The organism is Rathayibacter sp. AY1A3 (assembly GCF_002930975.1).
In the GTDB taxonomy this organism is placed as follows: domain Bacteria; phylum Actinomycetota; class Actinomycetes; order Actinomycetales; family Microbacteriaceae; genus Rathayibacter.
The window spans coordinates 27,031-49,814 of sequence record NZ_PSTO01000026.1 but is presented as its reverse complement, the minus strand read 5'-3'; the positions used below and the strand labels follow the sequence as shown (position 1 = coordinate 49,814).

Sequence of the window (22,784 nt, the reverse complement as noted above, 5' to 3'; positions counted from 1 at the left end):
GGCCAAGGCCCGCGCCGCCGGAGTCGACCTCGGCCGCCTGGTCGAGGAGCTCAAGCGCGTCACGGCGCAGCTCGCCCCCGACGCCGAGACGTACGCCTCGGTGGGGGTGGCGGCGGGCACGGTGCGGGTGTGGAGGAGGGTCATGACGAGTCCTTGGCTGGTCGGATCCGGGACGAGTGTCCGAGGGAGCGGATCCGGGTGTGCGCGATCGAGCCGGCCCGCGGTACGCGGTGGCGGCAGAGACGGATGCGGGGCATCCAGGGGATCGTCCGCGCCTCGGACGCTCAGCCGATCGTGACGATCAGCGGGCGGAGGCGGTGCGGGGATCCGGCGAGGTCAGTTCCTCATGCACACATTCGACAGCACATGACGGGGCCACCGGCCATCATCATGCCGGCATTCCCGATGGCCTCGAGGGAGGTCAGGGCGTGCAGGGTGTCAGTCATGTCCGTCAGTAAAGCGGAGGCCGGTGCGGTGCGTCAACACTTCCGTGGGATGGACGGCGCGTCGGGGGTGGTTCCGGTGCTCGGGAGGAGGCGTTAGTCGTGACGGGGGATCGCGATGCGGCCGCTGCGCGGGCTGCTCGATCAGCAGGACGGGCGGTGCCGGACGGTCTCGCTGAGGGGGTGTCGAGACCCTCGCTGCGCCGACCGACCGGCACGGCTCAGCGGGGCTCCCTGTTCCGGGGCGCGACGCGAGGCCCGCTCGTCCGGGAGCCGGCCGGCTCAGCCCGCGAGGCCGTAGAGGCGGTCGCCCGCGTCGCCGAGGCCGGGGACGATGTAGCCGAGCTCGTTGAGCCTCTCGTCGAGGGAGCCGAGGACGATGGTCACGTCGCGGTCGCCGAAGGCCTTCTCGACGGCGGCCAGGCCCTCGGGGGCGGCGAGCAGGCAGACGGCGGTGACGTCGACCGCTCCCCGGTCGAAGAGGAACTGGATGGCCGCGACGAGCGAGCCGCCGGTCGCGAGCATCGGGTCGAGGACGAAGCACTGGCGGTTCGACAGGTCGTCGGGCAGGCGCTCCGCGTACGTGGTCGGCTCGAGCGTCTCCTCGTTGCGTGCCATGCCCAGGAATCCGACCTCGGCGGTCGGGATGAGCTTGACCATGCCCTCGAGCATCCCGAGGCCGGCCCGGAGGATCGGGACGACCAGCGGCTGCGGGTCGCTGAGCGCGAGGCCGGTGGTCTGCGTCACGGGGGTCTCGATGGTGACGGTGCGGGTGCGGACGCCGCGGGTGGCCTCGTAGGCGAGGAGAGTCATCAGCTCCTCGGCGAGCTGCCGGAAGGTGGGGGAGGGGGTGCGCTTGTCACGCAGCACGGTGAGCTTGTGGGTGATCAGCGGGTGGTCGGCTACGTGGACGCGCATAAGCTCAATCTACTGGCCGGAGCGGCGCCCCACCGGCCGCAGCGGGCCGCCGCAGGAGGGGGAGCGATGCGCGACAGCGATCTCCGCGTCCCCCGCCGCTCCGAGGAGTGGATGGGCCTGGCGCTCGACGAGGCGCGGCGGGCCGCGGGCTGGGGCGACGTCCCCGTGGGCGCGGTGGTCCTCGACTCGGAGGGTGCGGTGCTCGGGCTCGGGCGCAACGAGCGCGAGCTGCGGCGGGATCCGACGGCGCACGCCGAGGTGGTCGCGATCCGCGCGGCGGCCGAGGCCCGCGGCGACTGGCATCTCGAGGGCTGCACGCTGGTGGTCACGCTCGAGCCGTGCGTGCTCTGCGCCGGAGCGATCCTGGCGGCGCGGATCGACCGCGTCGTCTTCGGCGCGTGGGACGAGAAGGCGGGCGCCTCCGGATCCGTGCACGACCTCCTCCGCGACCGCCGGCACAACCACGTGGTCGAGGTGTACCCCGGGGTCCGCGCCGCGGAGAGCTCGCGGCTCCTGCTCGACTTCTTCGCCGACCGCCGCTGACGCCGAGCGCCGCCGAACCCCTCAGCTCGGAGCGCCCAGCCACTCCGTCAGCGCGAGCCGCGTCGCCGCGTGCATCCGCTCGAAGCGCTCCGCCGCGACGTCGTCGGCCAGCACGGCGGCGTCGTAGCCCGCCGCTCCTGCCCACTCCCCGTCGCCCTCGAGCCACTGCGCGGCCATCGTGCCGGTCAGCTCGGGGTGGAACTGCACGCCGAGGAGCCAGTCCTCCACGGCGAACGCCTGCACCTCGCCGGTCGTCGACGACGCCAGCAGCGCCGCTCCGCTCGGCAGCGCGAAGGTGTCGCCGTGCCACTGCATCACGTCGACGCCGGCGAGGTGCCGGAGCGGGGAGCCGGCGCCCTCCTCCGTGAGCACGACCGGGCGGAAGCCGACCTCGCGGGCCGATCCGGGATGGACGGACTCGCCCAGGGCGGCCGCGATCAGCTGCGCTCCGAAGCAGACGCCGAGCGTGGGACGGCGGTGGTGCATCCGGTCCTGCAGGAGCGCGATCTCGGGGCTGATGAAGGGGTGCCGCGAGGTCTCGTAGACGCCGGCGCTGGAGCCGAGCGTGACGACGAGGTCGGGGGCGAGGATGTCGATCGCGTCGAGGTCCGTCCCTGAGACGGCGTCGACGGCGAACCCCCGCTCGGTCAGCATCGGCTCGAGCGCGCCGAGCCCGGCACCGCGCTCGTTGACGATCGCCAGGGCCCGGCGCATCTCAGGCGCTCCCGTGCGGCGCGGCCGGCGGGGAGGCGGCGGGCGGAGCGGCGGCGGCCGGAGCGGCCGCGGCGGCCGTCCCTTCCGCCTCGGTCACGGCCGGACGGGCCGCCACCGATCCCGCGCGTCCGCGGTCGACGTCGGGCTCGAGGTAGATCGTGGTGGCGGCCGGGACGGCCTCGCGGATCCGCTTCTCCGCGGCGTCGATCCCGGCGGCCACGTGCTCGAGGGTCTCGGCGGCCGGGAAGGCGAGCTTCGCGGCCACGAGGATCTCGTCCGGTCCGAGGTAGAGCGTGCGCATGTGGATGACGCGCTCGACGTCGCGCCCGGCCTCGAGCGCGGCGCGGATCGAGGCGGCGTCGGCGGGAGTCGCCCCCTCGCCGACGAGCAGGCTCTTCGTCTCGACGCCCAGCACGATCGCCACCACGATCAGCAGGGTGCCGATCATGATCGTTCCGATCGCGTCGTAGACCGAGTCGCCGGTGATCACGGTCAGCCCGACTCCGAGCAGCGCGAACGTCAGGCCGGTGAGCGCGGCGACGTCCTCGAGGAGCACGACCGGCAGCTCCGGCGCCTTCGCCCGGCGGATGAACTGGAACCAGGACTGCGAGCCGCGGACCCGGTTCGACTCCTTCACTCCGGTGCGCAGCGAGTAGCCCTCGAGGCAGATCGAGATCACGAGGACCAGGATCGGCAGCCAGGCGTTCTCGAGCTCGTGCGGCTCGGCGATCTTCTCGATGCCCTCGTAGAGCGAGAAGACGCCGCCGACGGAGAACAGGATGATCGACACCACGAAGGCGTAGACGTAGCGCTCCCGTCCGTAGCCGAACGGGTGCTCCTCGTCGGCGGCCTTCCGCGACTTGCGGCCGCCGAGCAGCAGGAGCAGCTGATTGCCGGAGTCGGCGAGTGAGTGCACGCCCTCGGCGAGCATGGAGGCGGATCCGGAGAAGAACCAGGCGACGAACTTCGTCAGGGCGATGCCGAGGTTGGCCGCGAGCGCCGCGATGATCGCGGTGCCGCCTCCGGATGCGCTCACGTGGTCTCCTCGGGCTCGCCGCTGGATGGTCGGGCCATCCTACGAGGCGCCGGACCGCCCCTGGACCCCCTTGCCGCGGGCTCTTCGTAGGATGAGCGGCGTGACCGATGCGCCCGTCCTGCTCCCGTCCATCGCCGTCCTCGGCCTCGGCTCGATGGGGGGTGCGATCCTCCAGGGCCTGCTGGCTCCCGGCGTGCGCGTCGAGGGGGGCGTGCGGGTGACCAACCGCGACTCCGCGAAGGCCGCCGCGTGGGACGGCCACCCGGTGGTCACCGCCTTCGCCACCGCGGACGACCCGGAGGCCAACCGGCGCGCGATCGAGGGCGCGGCGATCGTGCTCGTGGCCGTCAAGCCGCACATGGTGACGGACCTGCTCGACGAGATCGCCGACGCGCTCGCCCCGGGCGCGGTCGTCGTCTCCGTCGCCGCCGGCGTGACCGCGGCCACGTTCGAGCAGCACCTGCCCGCGTCCGTCGCCGTGCTCCGCTCGATGCCGAACACTCCCGCGGTCGTGGGCCGCGCCGTCACCGGCCTCAGCGCGGGCACGCGGTCCGGCGACGAGGACCTGGCGCTCGTGCGCCGCCTGTTCGAGACGGTCGGCGAGGTGGTCGAGGTGCCGGAGTCGCAGCTCGACGCGCTCTCGACGATCTCCGGCTCGGGGCCCGCCTACGTGTTCCTGCTGATCGAGGAGCTCATCGCGGCCGCTGTCGCGAAGGGCTTCACTCCGGAGCAGGCGTCGACGATGGTGGTCAGCACGTTCCGCGGCGCCGCCGAGCTGCTCGCGGACTCCGGCGAGGAGCCCGCGGAGCTGCGCCGGCGGGTCACGAGCCCGAAGGGCACCACCGAGCGGGCCGTCGCGGTCCTGCAGGAGGCCGACCTCGCCGCCCTCTTCACGCGGGCGACCGACGCCGCGCTGGCCCGCGCCCGCGAGCTCGCCGCCTCCTGACTCCGCCCTCCTCTCCGCGAGATGCCGCTCGGGTACGCGACACCCCGGAGCGGGCGTACCGGAGCGGCATCCCGCAGAGGAGGAGGAGGGAGGGGGCGCGGGTCAGGAGCCGAGGGCCGCGAAGCGCTCGATGTCGCTGGGGGTGCCGCTGACCACGATGAGGTCGTGGTTCGAGACGACGGTCTGCTCGGTCGCGTAGGTGAAGGGCTTGCCCGGGCTCTTGACGCCGACGACGGTCACGCGGTGCTTGCGGCGCACGCCCGACTCCGTGAGCGTCAGCCCCCGGATCGGCTTGGGCGGGTACATCTTCGCGAGCACGAAGTCGTCGTCGAACTCGATGAAGTCGAGCATGCGGCCCGAGACCAGGTGCGCGACGCGCTCGCCCGCCTCCGCCTCGGGGTAGATCACGTGGTTCGCGCCGATCCGCTCGAGGATCTTGCCGTGCGAGCGGGAGATCGCCTTCGCCCAGATCTGCGGGATCTTGAGGTCGACGAGGTTCGCGGTGATCAGCACGGACGCCTCGATGGAGGAGCCGACCGCGACGACGGCGACCTGGAAGTCCTGCGCGCCGATCTGCGCGAGGGCGTCGAGCGAGCGGGCGTCGGCCTGCACCGCGTGGGTGACCCGCTCCGACCACTTCTGCACGAGACCGGCGTCGGCGTCGATGGCGAGGACCTCGCGGTCGAGGCGGTCGAGCTGACCGGCCGTGGCGGCTCCGAAGCGCCCGAGGCCGATCACCAGCACCGGGGCGTCGTACCTGATGCGGTCAACCAACGATGGGCCTCTCTTCCGGTCGTCTGAACAGCTGCCTCCGCTGGCTCGCGGCGAGCGCGGCGGCGAGAGTCACGGTACCAACGCGGCCCATGAACATCGTCAGCGCGAGGATGTAGACCCCGGACGGCGGCAGCTCCGCGGTGAGCCCCGTCGAGAGCCCGGAGGTCGCGAAGGCCGAGATCACGTCGAAGAGCACGTGGTCGAGCGAGGCCTTGGTGATGTGCAGGATCAGGACGCTCGACACGGCGACCGTCGTCGCGCCCCACAGCACGACCGAGACGGCCAGGCGCAGGACGTCGTTCGGGATCCGGCGGCCGAACGCCTCCATGTCGTTGTTGCCGCGGGCCTCGGCGAAGGCGGCCAGGAACAGGATCGCGAGGGTCGTGACCTTGATGCCGCCGGCCGTGGAGGCCGATCCTCCGCCGATGAACATCAGCATGTCGGTCACGAGCAGGCTCGAGCCGTTGAGGTCGGGGATCGAGATCGTCGAGAAGCCGCCCGACCGCGTCATCGTCGAGAGGAAGAAGGACTGGAAGACGGTGTCTCCCGCATCGAGGCTGCCGAAGGTCCTCGGATTGTCGAACTCGAGCACGATGTAGAGGACGGCCCCGGCGACGAGCAGGATCACGGAGGTGACCAGCGTCAGCTTCACGTGCACCGACCACTTGCGCGGGCGCCGCCAGCCGCGGGAGAAGGCGTAGATGACGGGGAAGCCGATCGAGCCGAGGAAGACGCCGAGCATCAGGATGCCGAGGAACCAGTAGTCGTCCTCGAAGGGGGTGAGTCCCGCGGCGTTCGGGGCGAAGCCGGTGTTCGTGAACGCCATCGCGGAGTAGTAGAAGGAGTGCCAGACGGCCTCGCCGATCGGGATCCCGTCGATCAGCATCCGCGGGAACAGCAGCAGCGCGACGATGATCTCGATCGCGGCGGCGCTGATCGCGACGGTGGCGAGCAGTCCGCCGATCTCGCCCAGGCGCACGGCCTGGCCCTCGGCGACGGGGCCGGAGTGGATCCGCAGAGGGTTCGAGTCGCTGGCGACCATGAGCTTCGCCCGGAGCCCGAGGCGGCGCGAGATCGCCAGGCCCATGATCGAGGCGAGCGTCAGCACTCCCAGAGCGCCGATGTTCACGCCGACGAAGATGATCGAGTGGCCGAACGCCGACCAGTGCGTCGCCATGTCGACCGTCGCGAGGCCGGTCACGCAGATCACCGACATCGCGGTGAAGAAGGCGTCGTGCAGCGGAGTGACGGTGCCCGTGGTGCTCGACACCGGCAGCGAGAACAGCAGGGTGAAGACGAGCACGAGCGCCGAGAAGATGAGGATCGCGAAGCGGGACGGCGAGCGTCCGGCGAAGTCGTCGATGAGGTCGCGGGCCCGCTCGAACCCCGACCAGGGGGAGACGGGCGAGACGCCCACGGGGCTGCGGAACTGCTGCCGAACCACCACGGCGGATCCTCCACTCGATCGCGGCCATGCTACCCGCTCGGTGCCGGGCCCCCGGGGCGCTGACTAGCCTGGGCGCATGGCTGACATCTTCGGGGTGATCGCGGACGGGACCCGCCGGGACATCCTCGCCCTGCTGCTCGAGCAGCGGCGGGACGGCTCGGCCGAGGGCATGAGCGTGTCGCGGATCGTGGCGCGCCTCGAGCTGAGCCAGCCGACCGTCTCCAAGCACCTCAAGGTGCTGCGCGAGACCGGCCTCGTCACGGTGCGCGAGAGTGGACAGCACCGCTTCTACGCGCTCGAGTACGCGCCGCTGGCGGAGGTCGAGGACTGGTTGCTGCCCTTCCTCGCCGAGGACGAGGCGGCCGGCGCCCTGCTCGACGCCCCGACCGCGGCCCGGGCGGAGTCGCTGGGCCGGGCGCTCGCCGAGCGCACCCACCAGGTCAGCACCGTGGTGCAGGACATCCAGCGGGGCGTCAGCGAGGGAGCGACGAAGGTCGCCGAGGCGCTGCGCATCCGCAAGTGAGGGGCGCCGGGGAGCCGGAACCGGTGGAGCTCCGGGTCGTGTAAGCTCGCGGGAGCCAGTTTTTCGTAAGCGGCCGCCCGTCGGGCGGTCGACCCCCTGAACGTTGTGAGGTCTTCGTGGGTTCTGTCATCAAGAAGCGTCGCAAGCGTATGGCGAAGAAGAAGCACCGCAAGCTGCTTCGCAAGACTCGCCACCAGCGTCGCAACAAGAAGTAGGCTCGCGCCTCTTCCCACTCGAGCGTCCGCCCTTCCGGGGTCGGGCGCTCGTCTGCGTTCACGGATCATCCCGGCGGCGCTCGCCGTCTCGGTGCCCGTCGCCGGGGCCGCCGTACACTGACCGCATGGTGGACGTGGAGCTGACGCTCGTGGGCAAGCCGGGCTGTCATCTCTGCGACGACGCGCGGACCGTGGTCGAGCAGGTGGTCGCCGATCTGGGCGGCGAGGCGTCGGTCGCCGTCTCGGAGGTGTCGATCCTCGACGATCCCGAGCTGCACGAGCGCTTCGTCGAGGAGATCCCGGTGGTGCTGATCGACGGGCGCGTGCACACCTTCTGGCGGGTCGATCCCGTGCGGCTCCGGCGGGCCCTCCTCGATCGCGGGTGAGCTTCGACCGGGCCGTCCGGACGGAAGCACGACCGCGACGTCCCTCTGACGGGGGACGGGACGGCTCGCGATAGCTCGCCTCTCGCCCTTACCCTCGTGAGGGGGGAGTGCGCTCCTCCGTGCGCGGACGCAGATCGTCGCCCGTGGAGGAAGGAACCGCCATGCCGTCATCCCGCCGACTCGCCCTGCCCGCCGCCGCTCTCGCGGCGCTCGTGCTCGGCCTGGCCCTCCCCGGAGCGGCCGTCGCGGCACCCTCCGCCTCGACGGTCTCGACCACGGTCGAGCAGCCGGCCGCGACGACCATCCCCGGCGTGCCGGAGGATCCCGAGCAGCCGGGCGACGGCGGCTCCGACCCCGTTCCCGGCGTCCCCGAGGAGCCGTCCGTTCCCGGAGTGCCCGAGGAGCCGGCAGAACCCGAGCAGCCCGCTCCCGTCGACCCCGCGCCCGTGGACCCCGCGCCGGTCGATCCGGCACCGGTCGACCCCGCGCCCCAGCAGCCGAGCCAGCCCTCTACCGGCGGCGGATCCACCGGCGGTGGATCGACCGGCGGCGGCTCGACCGGCGGCGGCCAGCAGGGCGGCTCCGGCGGCGGTCAGCCCTCCACCGGCGGCGGATCGTCCTCCGGCGGCTCCGGCTCCGGCGCCGGCGGCGGATCCACCGGCGGAGGGACGTCCGGCGGCACCTCCGGCGGCGGCACCACCTCCGGCACCACCACGTCCGGCACCGCCGGCTCCTCCGGTGCGGGCGCCGTCACTCCGGCGGCGTCGGCCCCCGGACGCACCGAGCTCGGCACCTCGACCGAGGGCGCGAAGCCGGCGGCCGGTGCCGCGACCGCGGACGTCTTCCTCACCCGCGAGCTCGCCGTGCAGCCGGAGGCGCTCACCGTCGAGCTCGCCCGGTTCTACGGCGTCGGCTTCTCGTACACCGGCTTCGCGAGCGGCGAGGCCGTCTCGGCGGTCCTCCGCGACCCGAACGGCACCAAGACCCCGCTGACCCTCGAGGCGGGGAGCGGCACCGCGACCGTGCCGACCGCGCTGATCACCAAGTCGGGCGCCTTCACGGTCGACCTCACGGGCGACCAGGGCTCCGCCGCCAAGGTCGTCTTCCGGCTCGCGCCCTCCACCGGCAACGGCCTCCTGCTCGAGCCGCGCGAGCTCGGCGACGGCAGCACCGAGGCGCCCCGCGGCGCCGTCTGGGGCTTCGACGCCGACGAGGAGGTCGCCGTGGGCGCCTTCGAGACCTCCGGGGCCCGCGCCGACCTGGCCGCCGGCGACGTCGCCGTGCAGTCCGACTCCATCGGCTGGGCCGAGCTGGCGCTGGGCGACGCGGTCATCGCCGACCCCGACCCCTCCGTCTACTGCGTCGTCGCCTTCGGTCGCGAGTCGCACCGCACGGCAGCCGTGACCGTCTCCTACCGTGACAGCGACACCACGGCCGCACCGTGGGAGGCGCAGCAGGTCTGCGGCACCGCGATCAGCGCCGCGCGCACCGCCTTCCTCAGCACGGCCGCCTCGGCGGGACCGGCCGGCATCACGCCGACCACCGCGCTGATGATCGGCGGCGGCGCGGTCGCCGCGTCGCTCGTCGCCTGCGCGGCCGTCCTGGTCGTGATGCGCCGCCGGCGCATGAACACGGACCTCTTCATCGGCGGACCGCTGCCGCGCACGCAGAGCGACTGACGCGTCCGGAGGACGAGGGAAGGCCCGCGGGACGCGATCCCGCGGGCCTTCCCTCGTCCTCTCCCGGCGCTCAGCCGGCCGCGGTGAAGCGGAGGAGGATCGTCCGCGCCTCCGGCCGCAGCTGGAAGTCGGGCCACACGTCCGGACCGCACGCGCGGGAGCCCAGGCCGTGCTGGGCGGCGTCGATCACGAGGACCGCGCGCTCCGACTCCGGCAGCTCGTGCGGGTGCGCGGCGGCCGTGATCTCCTGCGGCGTGTGCCTCGCCAGGGTGAAGCCGGGGAGGCGCCCGTGCAGGTCGCGCGCGGCTTCGATGCGGAGCCGGGGCGAGCCCGCCTCCGTCAGCGTCAGCTCGCGCACGCTGCTGCGGTGACCGCTCTCCTGCGGGCGGGCGTACGGAGTCGTCAGCCGGTCCATCTCCGCCCTGAAGCGCCCCACTCGCGCGGCCCGGAGGCTGTCGGGGTAGGACTCGAGCGGGCCGGTGCCGAACCACTCCGCGCCGTCGATCGACGCGGGCAGGTCGATCCGGATGCCCAGCCGCGGCCAGACGGCGTCCCAGCCCCGGGTCGGCACGAGGTCGACGCGGAGGACCGTGCTCTCCCCGTCGACGCTCCAGCGCTCCTCCATCAGGAGTCCCGCATCGAGGTCCGCGGCCGAGAAGCGGGTCACGCGGCGGAGCCCGGCGGAGGCGTCCACCTCCTGCACGCGGCCGACCAGGCGGTCGAGTCCGGCCTCGCGCCAGCGGGCGGCGGAGGACGGGGCAGGGGTCCCGCGGCCGTCGCCGTCGTACGGGTCGCCGGTGACGTAGCCGGGGAAGCCCGCGCCCTCGTCGTTGTCGGTCGGGGCGCGCCAGAGCTCGGCGCGCGGTCCGTCGACGGGCAGGCCGGCGAGGGAGGCGAGCCGGCCGTCGCGGAACCGCGCGACTCCGAGCGCGCCGCCCTCGAGGGGCGGAGCGGCGCGGACGGCGCGGGTCCACGCGGGCACCGCCGACGGCACGGCGAGGAGGTGCTGACCGGTGGAGAGCACGTGGCCCTCCTCCGCCCACGCGGTCGGGGCGTCGAGGACCGCGTCGACGGTGAGCCAGGTCTCGCCGCCGGGGCGCACCTCGAGCGGGGGGAGCTCCACGTGCACGGCGTCGCCGGCCGCGATGACCGGGGCGTCGAGCACTCCCTCCGCGGTGACCCGCCCGTCCCGCTCGACCCGCCACGCGAAGCGCAGATCGGCGGTGGAGGCGTCGTGCCGGCGGTTCTCGATGACGACGCCGTCGCCGCGGACCGTGAGGCGCACCGGGGCGACGATCTGCTTCCACTCGAACAGGCCCGGGCTGGGCGTGCCGTCGGAGAGCACCATGCCGTCCATCACGAAGTTGCCGTCGTGCACCACCTCGCCGAAGTCGCCGCCGTACGCGTAGTACTCGACGCCCTCCGGCGTGCGCGCCCGCAGGCCGTGGTCGCGCCACTCCCAGACGAAGCCGCCGTGCAGCCGCGGGAAGCGGTCGACGAGGTCCTCGTACTGGTCGATCGCTCCCGGGCCGTTGCCCATCGCGTGCACGTACTCGCAGAGCAGGAAGGGCTTGGATCGCTGCCGAGCGGACTCGCCGGGGGAGCAGCCGAGCAGCGGAGTGAGTGAGCCGTCGGTGCCGATCCGCTCGGTCTCGGGGATCGAGGAGTACATCCGCGAGTACACGTCGGTGTACGCGCCGGTGTAGTCGCCCTCGTAGTGGACGGGGCGCTCGGGGTCGCGGCCGTGCACCCAGGCGGACATCGCGGCCAGGTTCGCGCCGGTGCCCGCCTCGTTGCCGAGGGACCAGAGCACGATGCTCGGGTGGTTCTTGTCGCGCTCGACGGTCCTCTCGATGCGGTCGAGGTAGGCCTCTCGCCAGGCGGGGTCGTCGCTGGGGTTGCCCGCCCAGCCGACCCGCTCGAAGCCGTGGGTCTCGAGATCGCACTCGAGGACCACCCAGAAGCCGAGCTCGTCGGCGAGATCGAGCAGACGGGGATGCGGCGGGTAGTGGCTGGTGCGGATGGCGTTCACGTTGAAGCGCTTCATCATCGCGAGGTCCTCGCGGGCGGAGTCCTCGTCGAACGCTCGACCGCGGTCGGGGTGCGTCTCGTGGCGGTTGACTCCATGGAAGACGACGCGCTCGCCGTTGACCAGGAAGCGGTCGCCGCGGATCTCGACCGTGCGGAAGCCGAGCCGCAGCGAGACCGTCTCGCCGGCGGAGGTGAGCGTCGCGTCGTAGAGGCGCGGAGCCTCCGCCGACCACGGCTCGACCTCGGGGACCTCGATCGCGGCGATCTCCTCCGCCGAGGCCCAGACCGTCTCGATCCCGAGCCCGGGCACGCGCAGCGTCAGCGGGAACGCGTCGGCCGCGGCGGTCACCTCCGCCTCGATCCGGCCCGCGCCGCCGGCGAAGGAGGAGCGCAGCCACACGTCCTCGATCCCGCCGACGGGGCGCGCGAGCAGGTGCACCGAGCGGAAGATCCCCGGCAGCCACCACTGGTCCTGGTCCTCCACGTAGCTCGAGGCCGACCACTGGTGCACGCGGACCACGACGAGGTTCTCGCCCGGGCGGACGACGCCGGTGACGTCGAACTCCTGCGCGAGCCGGCTGCCGGACCCGATGCCGATCTCGACGCCGTTGACCCAGACGCGGTAGCGCGACTCGACCCCGTCGAAGCGCAGGACGACCGCCTCGGCGGAGTCCCACTCCTCCGGGACCACGACGGTGCGGCGGTAGTCGCCCGTCGGGTTCGCGTCCGGAACGAACGGCGGCTCGGTCGGGAACGGGAACTGCACGTTCGTGTAGGCCGGCAGTCCGTAGCGCCCGTCGCCCTGCAGCACCCAGTGCGAGGGCACCGGCATCAGGTCCCAGCCGGAGTCGTCGAACGACTCGTCCCCGACGGCGTCCACGCCCTCGCCCTCCGGCAGCACGCCGGCGCCGCCCGGGGTCCCCGGAGCGGCGGGGAGCAGGCGGAAGCGCCACTCCCCGTCCAGCGGGAGCGCCGGGGCGTCGGTGTGCAGCCACGAGCGGGGGGCCCGGCGGCGGCCGGAGCCCGGTCCGGTGTCCGTCAGGTAGTGGGAGGTCGTCGGGGGAGTCGTCACTTCACGGAGCCTTCCGTCAGGCCGCCGCGCCAGAAGCGCTGCAGCACGATCATGGCGATGGCGAGCGGGATGATCGACAGCAGGACGCCGCCGGTCGTCAGCTCGTAGAACTCGGGCAGGCGGTCGACCTGTCCGAGCCAGTTGTTCAGTCCCAGTGTGATCGGGAACAGGTTCGTGTCCGAGAGCATCACCAGGGGCAGGAAGTAGTTGTTCCAGATCCCGACCAGCTGGAAGAGGAACACGGTGACCAGCGCGGGAGTCAGGATGCGCAGCCCGAGCGTGTGGAAGATCCGCAGCTCCCCGGCGCCGTCGATGCGCGCCGCCTCGATGATCGCGGTGTCCACGGTCGCCTGAGCGTAGATCCGGCAGAGGAGCAGCCCGAACGGCGAGACGAGCGAGGGGATCAGCACGCTCCAGTAGGTGTTCGCGATGCCCATCTGGCTGAAGAGCAGGAACAGCGGCAGAGCGGTCGCGGTGCCCGGCACCAGGACGCCCGCGAGGATCGTCCCGAACACCAGCCTGCTGCCGCGGAACTCGTACTTGGCCAGCGCGTAGCCGCCCGCCGCGGCGAGGTAGGTCGCGAGCAGGGCGCCCACTCCGGCGTAGAGGACCGAGTTGAGGAACCAGCGGACGAAGATGCCGTCGCCGTAGGTCAGCACCTGCGTCAGGTTGTCCCAGAGCGCGAACGTCGGGGCGAACCAGAAGCCGTAGGTGGCGAAGAGGTCCTCGGTCGTCTTGGTCGCCGCGACGACGACCCAGTAGACGGGGATGAGGAAGTAGACCGCCACGACGACGAGGATCGCGGTGACGATGATGGTCGAGGCGCGGTTGCGGCCGGCCGAGCGGTCGGGCCCGCGTCCAGCCTTCACGGGGCGGTCGGCGGTGACGACTCCGGTGGTCGTGGTCGGCGGGGTCTCGGTGCGGCTCATGACGACCTCCTGTTCGAGATCGAGAGGAACGTGAAGGAGAGCAGGAACGCGACCAGCGCGATCAGGACGGCCTGGGCGGCGGCGACGTTGTAGTCGTTGTAGGCGAAGGCCGTGGTGTACGCGCTGAGGTTCGGCGTGTACTGGCTGTCGATCGCCGGAGCGACCGTCTTCAGCACCTGCGCCTCGGCGAACAGCTGGAGCGTTCCGATGATCGAGAAGATCGTCGTCAGCACCAGCGCGGGGCGGATGAGCGGCAGCTGGATGCTGCGGGCGACGCGCCAGGTGGAGGCGCCGTCGACCTTCGCCGCCTCGTAGAGCTCGACCGGGATCGCCTTGAGCTGGGCGACGATGATCAGCATGTTGTAGCCGGTGTAGCTCCAGAGCGAGATGTTCGCGATCGACCAGAGCACCGTGTCCGCACCGAGGAAGTCGGGCTGGAGCCCGACCACGTTCGCCGCGTCGATGAGCGGGCTGAGGCCGGGCACGTAGAGGAACGACCACAGGATCGTCGCGATCACTCCGGGCACTCCGTAGGGGAGGAAGTAGGCCGCCCGGAAGAAGCCGGGGAACTTCGCCGACGCCGACTCGAGCATCAGCGCGAGGACGGTGCAGAGGGCGATCATCACCGGCACCTGGACGATGCCGAAGAGGAACATCCGCCCGATGGAGGCGATGAAGTTGCCGTCGGCGAGGGCCTGCGCGTAGTTGTCGAAGCCCGCGAACCCGCTGGTGACCCCGGCCTCGCCGAAGAGGCCGGAGCGCGTCACCTTCGTGAAGCTGGAGCCGACGGCGACGACGATCGGGACGATGAACGTGAGGACGAACAGGGCCAGGAAGGGTCCGAGGAGGATCCACGGGGCGCGGGCGACCGCGCGACTGCGCCGGGGCGCGCCCGGCGTCCGCGTGGTGGCCGCGACCGCGGCGGCGGCGGGGGAGGTCGTGGTGGTCATGCGGAGGCCCTCCTGATGCTCAGGCCCTTGTTCTCGAAGACCGTGATGATCTGCTGCTCCGCCTCGGCGACCGCGTCCACGAGCGAGAGCCCGGACGCCTTCTTCCGGAAGCCGTCGCTGAGGATGTTGAAGGACTGCTGCGTGACGGGCCACCAGGACCAGTCCGGGTTCTGCTCCTTCGATGCGGGCACGAGGATGTCCTCGTTGTAGTTCTGCCCGCTGAAGAAGTCGCTCGGACCCTTGCGGGCCGTGCCGATCTCGCCGACCGCGGGAGACCAGCCGATGCCGCTGTTGGCGATCATCGCGTCGATGCCCTCCTGCGTGGTGGTCATCCAGACGGCGAACTCGATCGCCTCCTCCGGGTGCTTGCTGCTCGAGAACACCGCCGCGGTCGATCCGCCGAGGAAGCTCGAGCCGAAGCCGGTGTCGCCCCAGACGGGCATGGGAGCAGCGCGCCACTTGCCCGCGCCTCCGCTGACCCCCTCGATCAGGGCGTCGCCCCAGCTGCCGGTGGCGCAGGAGGCGATGCCGCCCTTCGCCGCGGCCGCGAACCACGCGGGGGAGTAGGCGCCGTAGCCGGTCTGCACCAGGTCCTGGTCGATGGCCGTGTCGAAGAAGGAGGCGACGCGCGTCGTGGCGTCGTCGGTCATGTCGATGACCCAGCCGTCCTCCTCCGGGCGCAGCCACTGCGCGCCGGCCTGCGTCGCGAACGCGGCGAAGACCGAGGCGTCGGCGAGGGGGAAGCAGTCGATGTAGGAGCCGGCTCCGCGCAGCTCCGTCGCCACCGCTGCCCAGTCGTCCCAGGTCGTCGGCGGCTCCGCACCCACCTTCCCGAACACCTCGGGCTGGTAGAAGAGCGCCATCGGGCCGCTGTCCTGCGGGATGCCGTAGACGCCGCCCGTGTAGCTGACCTGGCCCCAGAGCGTGGGGTCGTACAGGTCGCGGTACTGCTCGACGCCGTACCGGGTGAGGTCGACCAGGCCGTTGACGAGCATGAACTCGGGGACGGAGCGGATCTCGACCTGGCCGAGGTCCGGCCCGCCGCCCGCGGCGAGGGCCGAGTAGAGCTTCTGGTACCCGCCCGCGTTGCCGCCGGGGATCCAGACGGCCTCGACCTGGATCTCGGGGTGCGAGGCGTTCCAGACGTCGCAGACCTTCTGCAGGTCCTTCAGCCAGCCCCAGTACTGCAGGCGGACCGGGCTGGTGGCCGGGGCGATCGTCGGCGCCGTGTTGACCGAGACGGTGCCCGGTGTCGCGCAGGCCGTCAGGCTCCCGAGTGCCGCGGTGCCGAGACCGGCGGCGATGAGCTGTCTCCGGGTGAACGGATGCATCTTCCCTCACTTCGTCGTGGTGGAGAGCCGGGGAGTCTCACCCGGCGATGATCGGGACGCTACCACGAATTCGAGTAGGTACTCGAAATTGGCGGCACTGCTCCTCCGCCGCCGCTACGCTGGCCGTTCGAGGGGCACGGCGGGGCGCCTCCGGTGCGGAGGAGGGGTCGATGGCGGAGGCGACGAGGCGACGCGGCCCGTACGCGAAGTCGGCCGAGCGCCGCCGCGCCATCATCGAGGCCGCCCACCAGGTCTTCGCCGCGCGGGGCTACGCCCGCGGCTCCCTCCAGGAGGTCGCCGACCGCGTCGGGCTCAGCCAGACGAGCCTCCTGCACTACTTCCCGTCGAAGACCGACCTGCTCTTCGCGGTCCTCGAGCACCGCGACCTGATCACGGGCGACGGTTCCTCGCCGCCGGACCCGGAGGAGGGGCTGGTCGCCGGCGTCCTGCGGCAGACCCGCTACAACGAGACGGCGCCCGGAGTGATCGAGCTGTACGCCGTGCTCTGCGGCGAGTCGACGACGCAGGAGCACCCGGGGCGCGACTTCTTCGCCGCGCGGTTCCGCCGGCTCCGCAGCGAGTACACGGCCGAGCTGCGCGAGCTCCAGGCCGCCGGGCGCCTCCGCGAGGGGTCCGATCCGGAGCGGGTGGCGGCGTCGATCATCGCGCTCTGGGACGGGGTGCAGCTGCAGTGGCTGCTCGAGCGCGACGCGGTGGACATGGTGGCGTGCCTGGCCGACTACCTCGACCTCGTGGTGCTGCCGGCTCCTTAGCCGCTGGCGCGAGGGAACCCCGGCCCGTCGAGGGGACCCGCCGTCCGCGGCGGTCTCGATGGTCCGGGGTTCCCGCGACCGTGGTGCGCGCCTAGGGCAGCAGGCGGGTCGGGCCGCGGAACAGGTAGGTGACCTCGCGGAGGTTCGCCTGGTTCAGCATCAGCATGATCACGCGCGAGAGGCCCATGCCGAAGCCGCCGTGCGGCGGGACGCCGTAGCGGAAGAAGTCGAGGTAGAACTCGAGCTCCTCCGGGTCCAGGCCCTTCTCGCGGGCCTGCTCGACGAGGACGTCGACGCGGTGCTCGCGCTGCGCTCCGGTCGAGATCTCGACGCCGTTGTAGATGAGGTCGTAGCTGTTGGTGATCGTCCCGTCGCCCTCGCGGCGCATGTGGTAGAACGGCCGGATGCTCGACGCGTAGTCGGTGAGGAACACGAAGTCGTGCCCGAACTCCTCCTGCACGTAGGCCGCGATGCGGCGCTCGCCCTCGGGGTCCATGTCGTCGTCGGCGCGGGGCACCTCGTAGCCGCGCTCGGCGACGATGCGCTTGGCCTCGGCGAGCGGGATGCGCGGGAACGGCGTGGTCGGGACGGTCAGGTCGATGTCGAAGAGCGCCTTGACCTCGGCGCCGTGCTTCTCGACGACGGCGGTGAGGCCGGCGACCATCAGCTGCTCGTGCAGCTCCATGACGTCCTCGTGCGAGTCGATCCAGGAGACCTCGGCGTCGACGCTCGTGAACTCGGTCGCGTGACGCGAGGTGAAGCTGGGGTCGGCGCGGAAGGCGGGGCCGACCTCGAAGACCTTGCCGAAGCCGGCGGGCTGCGCCATCTGCTTGAAGAACTGGGGGCTCTGCGCCAGGTAGGCCTTCGTCTCGAAGTACTCGACCTCGAAGAGCTCGGCCCGCGACTCCGAGGCGCTCGCCATGAGCTTCGGGGTGTGGATCTCGATGAAGTCGTGCTCGATCCAGTACGTGCGCAGCGCGTGCTCGAACGTGGTCTGCACACGGGCGATGAGGTTCTGCTCGGGACGGCGCAGGTCGAGGAAGCGCCAGTCCATGCGCTTGTCGATGCCGGAGTCGGGCGCGATCGGCGCCTCCGGGATCGACGCGGCGACGACCTCGAGCGTCTCGAGCTTGACCTCGATGCCGCCGAGCTTCACGCGCTCGTCGTGCTTGAGCGCGCCGGTGACGGTGATGAAGGAGCCCTGGGCGAGGCCGGAGATCTCCTCGGTGATAGCGAGGCGCGCAGCCGACGCGTCGTCGCCCTCGACGGCCTCGCGCACGGCCGGGTTCACCAGCTGCACGGCACCCGACTCGTCGCGCAGGACGACGAACTGCACCTTCTTCTGGTCGCGCACGGTCTCGACCCAGCCGGACACGCGGACGGGTCCGTCCTCGAGCGCGGCGAGCTTCTTGACAGTGGTTCGGGGGAGGCGGGTCTCGTCGGTCACGGTAGGGGAGTCTACTCGGGGGCCGCCGGGCGGCGACGGGTAGCGTCGGAGCATGAGCACCGCACTGATCACCGGCGCGTCCTCCGGCATCGGCCTCGCCTTCGCCCGGGCGTTCGCGCGCCGCGGCTGGAGCCTCGTCCTCGTCGCCCGCAGCGAGCAGCGCCTCCAGGAGGCGGCGGCCGGACTGCGCGGCCTCGGCGCCGCGGCGGTCGAGGTCCTGCCCGCGGACCTCGGCGACCGCGAGCAGGTCGAGTGCGTGCGCGCGCGGCTCGTCGATCCGGCCCGTCCGGTCCGCGTCCTCGTCAACAACGCCGGCTTCGGGATCGACGGGACCTTCGCCGAGCCGGACGTCGCCGCCCAGGACCACGCCTTCGAGGTGATGGTGCGCTCGGTCGCCGTGCTCTCGGGTGCGGCGGCGGAGGCGATGACCACCCGCGGCCGCGGCGCGATCCTCACGGTGTCGAGCGTCGCGGGCTTCGTGCACCTCGGCCCCTACTCCGCGGTGAAGGCGTGGGCGACCGCCTTCGCGCAGTCGCTGGCCGTCGAGCTGCGCGGCACCGGCGTCCGCTCGGCCGCGCTCTGCCCGGGCTGGGTGCGCACCGAGTTCCACGAGCGGGCGGCGATGGACACCTCCTCCATCCCCTCCTTCCTCTGGCTCGATGCGGACGCGGTGGTGGAGGAGTTCCTCCGGGACGTCGCGCGCGGCTCCGTCGTCTCGGTGCCGTCGGTGCGCTTCGGAGTCCCGATGGCCGTGGTGCGGCACCTGCCCGGACCGCTCGTGCGGCGGCTGTCGGCGGCGGTCTCGGCGCGCCGCTGAGGCTCCGCTCAGGTCCGGCTCAGGCGACCCTTTCCCGGCGTTCCCCCACGCCGCGTTCCGTACACTTGACGCTCGTGGTTGCCGATCAGATCCATCTCGTGCGGCACGGCGAGGTGTTCAACCCCGACCGGGTCCTCTACGGACGACTCCCGAACTTCCGGCTCTCGGATCTGGGCCACCGCATGGCCCGCTCCGCCGCCGACGACCTGCTCGAGCGCCGGCGCCACGTCACGGCGCTGATCGCGTCGCCGCTCCAGCGCACGCAGGAGTCCGCGCAGCCCATCTCGCAGGCGTTCGAGCTCGAGATCCGCACCGATGAGCGGGTGATCGAGCCGAGCAACCGCTTCGAGGGGAAGTCCCTCGCCGCGCGCAGCTCCGCCCTGCGGAACCCCAAGCACTGGCCCTGGCTCCGCAACCCCTTCGAGCCCAGCTGGGGCGAGCCGTACCTCTCCATCTCGGCGCGGATGTACGCGGCGATCGAGTCGGCGTGGGAGAGCACGGAGGAGGGCGACGCCGCGATCGTCAGCCACCAGCTCCCCATCTGGACGGTCCACCGCGCCCTCGCCGGCGAGCGACTCTTCCACGATCCGCGCAAGCGCCGCTGCGCGCTCTCGAGCATCACGACCCTCGAGCGCCGCGGCGACGGCTTCGTCGAGGTCGGCTACTCCGACCCGGCCGCCGGCCTGCAGGGCCTGGCCACCGACGTGGGAGCGGTCTGATGCGCCGGACGGGGCGGCTCCGCGCCGCGGGCGTCCTCGCGCTGGCCGCCGCGCTCGCGCTGACGGGCTGCTCCGAGGATCCGCTCGCCGACCAGTACCGCAACGGCAGCAACAAGGGCTACATCTCGGGGGACGGCACCGTCACCGAGATCGCCGCCGCCGACCGGGACGACCCCATCGTCTTCTCCGGCACCGACGAGACCGGCGCCACCATCGACTCCGCCGACCTCGCCGGGCAGGTCGTCGTCGTCAACTTCTGGTACGCCAGCTGCGCTCCGTGCCGCGCCGAGGCCGCGGATCTCGAGACGGTGAACACGGAGTTCGCCGACAAGGGCGTGTCGTTCGTCGGCGTCAACGTGCGCGATCAGGCCCCCACCGCGGCCGCCTTCGCCGAGACCTTCGGGCTCGGCTACCCCTCCATCGTCGACACCGACTCGTCGGTGCAGCTCGCCTTCACCGGCACCGTCCCGCCGAACGCCGTGCCCACGACGCTCGTCCTCGACAGGGAGGGGCGCGTCGCGTCGCGCATCCTCGGCCAGCTCCAGGAGGCGTCGATCCTCTCGACCCTCGTGGGCGACACGCTCGCCGAGGGGGAGTAGCGGCGTGGGCGACATCGTCGTCAGCGGTCAGCTCCTGCTGGCCGTGCCGATCGCGCTCCTGGCCGGGCTCGTGTCCTTCGCGTCGCCCTGCGTGCTCCCGCTGGTGCCCGGCTACCTCGCCTACGTCGGCGGATTCACCGACGCCGACGAGCGCGCGGCCCGCGGACGCCGCCGGGTCGTGCTGGGCGTCCTCCTCTTCGTGCTCGGATTCTCGCTGGTGTTCGTCCTCTACGGTGCGGCGGCGGGCACGGTCGGCTTCTGGCTGCGCCAGTACACCGACCTGATCACCCGCGTCCTCGGGCTCGTCGTGATCGCGATGGGGCTCGTCTTCATCGGCCAGTTCTCGTTCCTCCAGCGCACGCTCCGGCCCGGGATCCGTCCCGCCACCGGGCTGATCGGAGCGCCGCTGCTCGGCATCGTCTTCGGCGTCGGCTGGACGCCCTGCCTCGGCCCGACGCTGAGCTCGATCCTCGCCCTCAGCTACGGCGTGGGCTCGCCCTGGCGCGGCGCCCTCCTCGCCCTGGTCTACTGCCTCGGACTCGGCATCCCCTTCCTCCTCGTCGCCTTCGGCTTCAGCTGGGTGACCAGCACGCTCGCCTTCGTGAAGCGCCACATCCGCGTGGTCAACGTCCTCGGCGGCGCCGCCCTCGTCCTGATCGGAGTCCTGATGGTCACGGGCATCTGGAACACCCTCGTCTACGGATCCCTCTCGGCGGTGATCGATGGCTTCCAGCCGGCGATCTGAGCCCGAGGAGAGCACGCGCCGCCCCGACGAGGCCGCGCAGCGGAGGACGGACGCCTCCTTCCGCCCCGCCGACCACTACGACTCCGACGGCACCGTCACCCAGCCGGCGCTCGGGTTCACCGGCTGGCTCCGCTGGATGTGGCGCCAGCTCACCAGCATGCGCACGGCGCTGTTCCTGCTGCTGCTGCTGGCGATCGCGGCGGTCCCCGGATCGCTCGTGCCGCAGCGCTCCTCCGACCCCAACGGCGTGACCCAGTACTTCGTCGACAACCCCGACCTCGCGCCCCTGCTCGACAGGGTGCAGGCGTTCGACACCTACACCTCCGCCTGGTTCTCGAGCATCTACCTGCTGCTGTTCATCTCCCTGATCGGCTGCATCGTCCCGCGCACGCGCCACCACTTCCAGGCGATGCGGTCGCGGCCGCCGCGCACGCCCGCGCGCCTGCAGCGCCTCGCCGGCTACACCGTCCGCGAGGTCGAGGGCGCGACGGAGGAGGAGGCCGTCGCCTCCGCCCACTCCGTCCTGCGCCGGGCGGGCTACCGTGTCGAGCGCTACGACGACCCGCGCGGCCGCTGGTCGAGCGTCTCGGCCGAGCGCGGCTACCTCCGCGAGACCGGCAACCTGGTCTTCCACTCCGCCCTGGTCGGCATCCTCGTCGCCGTCGGAGTGGGCGGCGGGTTCGGCTACAGCGGGCAGCGCGTGCTGGTCGAGGGCTCCCAGGGGTTCGCGAACAACCTCGCGGCCTACGACTCCTTCAACCCCGGCCGCTTCTTCGACAGCAGCCAGCTCGACCCGTACCAGCTGACCCTCGACAGCCTCGACGTGAAGTACGAGGAGCAGAACCAGTCGGCGCTCGGCCAGCCCGTCGACTTCACCGCGAACGTCACGACCTCCGAGCGCGGCGGGGGCACCGAGGACCGCACGATCAAGGTCAACGACCCGCTGGCGATCGGCGGCACGAACGTCTACCTCCTCGGCAACGGCTACGCGCCGACGATCACGGTCCGGGATCCCTCCGGCCGGGCGATCTTCACCGACTCGGTGCCGTTCCTCCCGCAGGACGCGAACCTGACCTCCGTCGGCGTCGTGAAGGTGCCGGACGGGCTCTCGGAGCAGCTGGGCCTCACCGGCTTCTTCTACCCGACGCAGGACACGCTGGCCTCCGGGGCGTCGACCTCGATCTTCCCCGACCTGCAGTACCCCGTGCTCTCGCTGAACGTCTTCGCGGGCGACCTCGGCCTCGACGGGGGAGTGCCCACATCCGTCTACGTGCTCAACACCGACTCGCTGACCCGGCTCACCGGCGGCACCACCGGCGTCGCGCCGATCACCCTCAAGCCCGGCGACACGGCCGAGCTCCCGAACGGGCTCGGCAGCGTGACCTTCGACAACACGGGCGCCGACCCCACGCGGATCGGCACCGACAGCGTCAAGCGCTTCGCCTCGTTCGACATCCACCACGACGCGACCCAGGGCTGGGTGCTGCTCTTCGCGATCCTCGTGCTCGCCGGACTCCTCACCTCGCTGTTCGTCCCGCGGCGCCGCGTGTGGGTGAAGGCGACCGCCCAGGACGACGGCGGCCTCCTCCTCGAGTACGCGGGACTCGCCCGCGGCGAGGACCCCCAGCTGGTGCGCGCCGTGCGGACGATCGCCGACCGGCACGCCCCGCTCGACTGACCCGCCTCCCGGACGCCCCGGAGGCCCCTCCACAGGCGCCGCCCGGCTGGGCAGGGGCCGAGTCTGTGC

At 72.2% G+C, this 22,784-nt stretch carries 22 protein-coding genes; 12 read left to right on the top strand and 10 right to left on the bottom strand.

The window, feature by feature from the left end; translation table 11 throughout:
* Positions 1 to 725: 725 nt before the first annotated feature.
* Complete coding sequence (gene upp / locus C5C10_RS12470) at positions 726 to 1,361, bottom strand: uracil phosphoribosyltransferase (RefSeq protein ID WP_104239094.1); 636 nt, start codon at positions 1,359 to 1,361, stop codon at positions 726 to 728.
* A gap of 66 nt (positions 1,362 to 1,427) precedes the next feature.
* Between upp and C5C10_RS12465 the strand changes: the two genes are divergently transcribed.
* Positions 1,428 to 1,904 carry a nucleoside deaminase gene (locus tag C5C10_RS12465; RefSeq protein ID WP_104254860.1) on the top strand — a complete coding sequence of 159 codons (477 nt, stop codon included), beginning with the start codon at positions 1,428 to 1,430 and terminating at the stop codon, positions 1,902 to 1,904.
* Positions 1,905 to 1,925: 21 nt separating this feature from the next.
* Here C5C10_RS12465 and C5C10_RS12460 read toward each other — a convergent pair whose 3' ends face one another.
* Both C5C10_RS12460 and C5C10_RS12455 read right to left on the bottom strand, forming a co-directional pair.
* Positions 1,926 to 2,618 (bottom strand): gamma-glutamyl-gamma-aminobutyrate hydrolase family protein, encoded by a 693-nt coding sequence (locus C5C10_RS12460; protein ID WP_104329365.1) that lies wholly within the window; start codon positions 2,616 to 2,618, stop codon positions 1,926 to 1,928.
* Between the two features lies 1 nt (position 2,619).
* Entirely contained in the window at positions 2,620 to 3,654 is a 1,035-nt protein-coding gene (locus tag C5C10_RS12455; RefSeq protein WP_104329364.1) for a cation diffusion facilitator family transporter, read from the bottom strand.
* A 154-nt stretch (positions 3,655 to 3,808) separates the two neighbouring features.
* Here C5C10_RS12455 and proC point away from each other — a divergent pair, with 154 nt between their 5' ends.
* Positions 3,809 to 4,600: a pyrroline-5-carboxylate reductase gene (gene proC, locus C5C10_RS12450; RefSeq protein WP_374953350.1), complete on the top strand. Its 792-nt coding sequence runs from the start codon at positions 3,809 to 3,811 to the stop codon at positions 4,598 to 4,600.
* 102 nt (positions 4,601 to 4,702) lie between these two features.
* Here proC and C5C10_RS12445 read toward each other — a convergent pair whose 3' ends face one another.
* Positions 4,703 to 5,374: a TrkA family potassium uptake protein gene (locus tag C5C10_RS12445; protein WP_068255410.1), complete on the bottom strand. Its 672-nt coding sequence runs from the start codon at positions 5,372 to 5,374 to the stop codon at positions 4,703 to 4,705.
* A complete protein-coding gene (locus C5C10_RS12440) occupies positions 5,367 to 6,737 on the bottom strand; it encodes a TrkH family potassium uptake protein (protein WP_258060566.1) in 1,371 nt (456 codons plus the stop codon). The genes C5C10_RS12445 and C5C10_RS12440 overlap by 8 nt, the downstream gene beginning before the upstream one ends.
* A gap of 160 nt (positions 6,738 to 6,897) precedes the next feature.
* Here C5C10_RS12440 and C5C10_RS12435 point away from each other — a divergent pair, with 160 nt between their 5' ends.
* From C5C10_RS12435 to C5C10_RS12420, 4 genes are all read left to right on the top strand, one after another.
* Positions 6,898 to 7,344 (top strand): helix-turn-helix transcriptional regulator, encoded by a 447-nt coding sequence (locus C5C10_RS12435; protein ID WP_104224854.1) that lies wholly within the window; start codon positions 6,898 to 6,900, stop codon positions 7,342 to 7,344.
* 116 nt (positions 7,345 to 7,460) lie between these two features.
* Complete coding sequence (locus tag C5C10_RS12430) at positions 7,461 to 7,559, top strand: 30S ribosomal protein bS22 (RefSeq protein WP_003792170.1); 99 nt, start codon at positions 7,461 to 7,463, stop codon at positions 7,557 to 7,559.
* A gap of 125 nt (positions 7,560 to 7,684) precedes the next feature.
* Positions 7,685 to 7,945 (top strand): glutaredoxin family protein, encoded by a 261-nt coding sequence (locus C5C10_RS12425; protein ID WP_104329362.1) that lies wholly within the window; start codon positions 7,685 to 7,687, stop codon positions 7,943 to 7,945.
* A 161-nt stretch (positions 7,946 to 8,106) separates the two neighbouring features.
* Positions 8,107 to 9,624, top strand: a complete 1,518-nt coding sequence (locus C5C10_RS12420) for a hypothetical protein (protein ID WP_104329361.1) — start codon at positions 8,107 to 8,109, stop codon at positions 9,622 to 9,624.
* A gap of 70 nt (positions 9,625 to 9,694) precedes the next feature.
* On the opposite strand, the gene C5C10_RS12415 is transcribed toward C5C10_RS12420, so the two are convergent.
* The 4 genes from C5C10_RS12415 to C5C10_RS12400 are packed head-to-tail and all read right to left on the bottom strand — an operon-like array spanning position 9,695 to position 15,937.
* A complete protein-coding gene (locus tag C5C10_RS12415) occupies positions 9,695 to 12,727 on the bottom strand; it encodes a glycoside hydrolase family 2 TIM barrel-domain containing protein (protein WP_219813262.1) in 3,033 nt (1,010 codons plus the stop codon).
* Positions 12,724 to 13,656: a carbohydrate ABC transporter permease gene (locus tag C5C10_RS12410; RefSeq protein ID WP_104329360.1), complete on the bottom strand. Its 933-nt coding sequence runs from the start codon at positions 13,654 to 13,656 to the stop codon at positions 12,724 to 12,726. Before C5C10_RS12410 ends, C5C10_RS12415 begins: the two co-directional genes overlap by 4 nt.
* The gene (locus C5C10_RS12405; protein ID WP_104225918.1) at positions 13,653 to 14,606 is read right to left on the bottom strand and encodes a carbohydrate ABC transporter permease; all 954 of its coding nucleotides are present in this window, start codon (positions 14,604 to 14,606) and stop codon (positions 13,653 to 13,655) included. The genes C5C10_RS12410 and C5C10_RS12405 overlap by 4 nt, the downstream gene beginning before the upstream one ends.
* Positions 14,603 to 15,937: an ABC transporter substrate-binding protein gene (locus tag C5C10_RS12400; RefSeq protein ID WP_104329359.1), complete on the bottom strand. Its 1,335-nt coding sequence runs from the start codon at positions 15,935 to 15,937 to the stop codon at positions 14,603 to 14,605. Before C5C10_RS12400 ends, C5C10_RS12405 begins: the two co-directional genes overlap by 4 nt.
* Positions 15,938 to 16,107: 170 nt before the next feature.
* Here C5C10_RS12400 and C5C10_RS12395 point away from each other — a divergent pair, with 170 nt between their 5' ends.
* Complete coding sequence (locus C5C10_RS12395) at positions 16,108 to 16,710, top strand: TetR/AcrR family transcriptional regulator (protein WP_258060563.1); 603 nt, start codon at positions 16,108 to 16,110, stop codon at positions 16,708 to 16,710.
* Between the two features lie 91 nt (positions 16,711 to 16,801).
* Here the strand turns inward: C5C10_RS12395 and aspS are convergent, their stop codons facing one another.
* On the bottom strand, positions 16,802 to 18,157 hold the full coding sequence (gene aspS / locus C5C10_RS12390) for an aspartate--tRNA(Asn) ligase (RefSeq protein WP_244229585.1): 1,356 nt from the start codon (positions 18,155 to 18,157) through the stop codon (positions 16,802 to 16,804).
* Between the two features lie 52 nt (positions 18,158 to 18,209).
* On the opposite strand from aspS, the gene C5C10_RS12385 reads away from it, so the two are divergent.
* The 5 genes from C5C10_RS12385 to C5C10_RS12365 all read left to right on the top strand — a co-directional run bounded on the left by C5C10_RS12385 (position 18,210) and on the right by C5C10_RS12365 (position 22,715).
* Positions 18,210 to 18,974, top strand: coding sequence for an SDR family oxidoreductase (locus tag C5C10_RS12385; protein WP_104329357.1), 765 nt, complete (start codon positions 18,210 to 18,212; stop codon positions 18,972 to 18,974).
* A gap of 74 nt (positions 18,975 to 19,048) precedes the next feature.
* Positions 19,049 to 19,693, top strand: coding sequence for a histidine phosphatase family protein (locus C5C10_RS12380; protein WP_104224864.1), 645 nt, complete (start codon positions 19,049 to 19,051; stop codon positions 19,691 to 19,693).
* Positions 19,693 to 20,292, top strand: a complete 600-nt coding sequence (locus tag C5C10_RS12375) for a TlpA disulfide reductase family protein (RefSeq protein ID WP_104249773.1) — start codon at positions 19,693 to 19,695, stop codon at positions 20,290 to 20,292. Before C5C10_RS12380 ends, C5C10_RS12375 begins: the two co-directional genes overlap by 1 nt.
* Before the next feature lie 4 nt (positions 20,293 to 20,296).
* Positions 20,297 to 21,037, top strand: coding sequence for a cytochrome c biogenesis CcdA family protein (locus C5C10_RS12370; RefSeq protein ID WP_258060562.1), 741 nt, complete (start codon positions 20,297 to 20,299; stop codon positions 21,035 to 21,037).
* Positions 21,015 to 22,715, top strand: coding sequence for a cytochrome c biogenesis protein ResB (locus tag C5C10_RS12365; RefSeq protein WP_104225914.1), 1,701 nt, complete (start codon positions 21,015 to 21,017; stop codon positions 22,713 to 22,715). Before C5C10_RS12370 ends, C5C10_RS12365 begins: the two co-directional genes overlap by 23 nt.
* Positions 22,716 to 22,784 lie beyond the last annotated feature (69 nt).

Coding starts and splice junctions, on each gene's coding strand:
- upp (WP_104239094.1), bottom strand. CDS start 1,361: ATGCGCGTCCACGTAGCCGACCACCCGCTGATCACCCACAAGCTCACC.
- C5C10_RS12465 (WP_104254860.1), top strand. CDS start 1,428: ATGCGCGACAGCGATCTCCGCGTCCCCCGCCGCTCCGAGGAGTGGATG.
- C5C10_RS12460 (WP_104329365.1), bottom strand. CDS start 2,618: ATGCGCCGGGCCCTGGCGATCGTCAACGAGCGCGGTGCCGGGCTCGGC.
- proC (WP_374953350.1), top strand. CDS start 3,809: ATGGGGGGTGCGATCCTCCAGGGCCTGCTGGCTCCCGGCGTGCGCGTC.
- C5C10_RS12435 (WP_104224854.1), top strand. CDS start 6,898: ATGGCTGACATCTTCGGGGTGATCGCGGACGGGACCCGCCGGGACATC.
- C5C10_RS12425 (WP_104329362.1), top strand. CDS start 7,685: ATGGTGGACGTGGAGCTGACGCTCGTGGGCAAGCCGGGCTGTCATCTC.
- C5C10_RS12420 (WP_104329361.1), top strand. CDS start 8,107: ATGCCGTCATCCCGCCGACTCGCCCTGCCCGCCGCCGCTCTCGCGGCG.
- C5C10_RS12410 (WP_104329360.1), bottom strand. CDS start 13,656: ATGAGCCGCACCGAGACCCCGCCGACCACGACCACCGGAGTCGTCACC.
- C5C10_RS12405 (WP_104225918.1), bottom strand. CDS start 14,606: ATGACCACCACGACCTCCCCCGCCGCCGCCGCGGTCGCGGCCACCACG.
- C5C10_RS12400 (WP_104329359.1), bottom strand. CDS start 15,937: ATGCATCCGTTCACCCGGAGACAGCTCATCGCCGCCGGTCTCGGCACC.
- C5C10_RS12395 (WP_258060563.1), top strand. CDS start 16,108: ATGGCGGAGGCGACGAGGCGACGCGGCCCGTACGCGAAGTCGGCCGAG.
- C5C10_RS12385 (WP_104329357.1), top strand. CDS start 18,210: ATGAGCACCGCACTGATCACCGGCGCGTCCTCCGGCATCGGCCTCGCC.
- C5C10_RS12375 (WP_104249773.1), top strand. CDS start 19,693: ATGCGCCGGACGGGGCGGCTCCGCGCCGCGGGCGTCCTCGCGCTGGCC.
- C5C10_RS12365 (WP_104225914.1), top strand. CDS start 21,015: ATGGCTTCCAGCCGGCGATCTGAGCCCGAGGAGAGCACGCGCCGCCCC.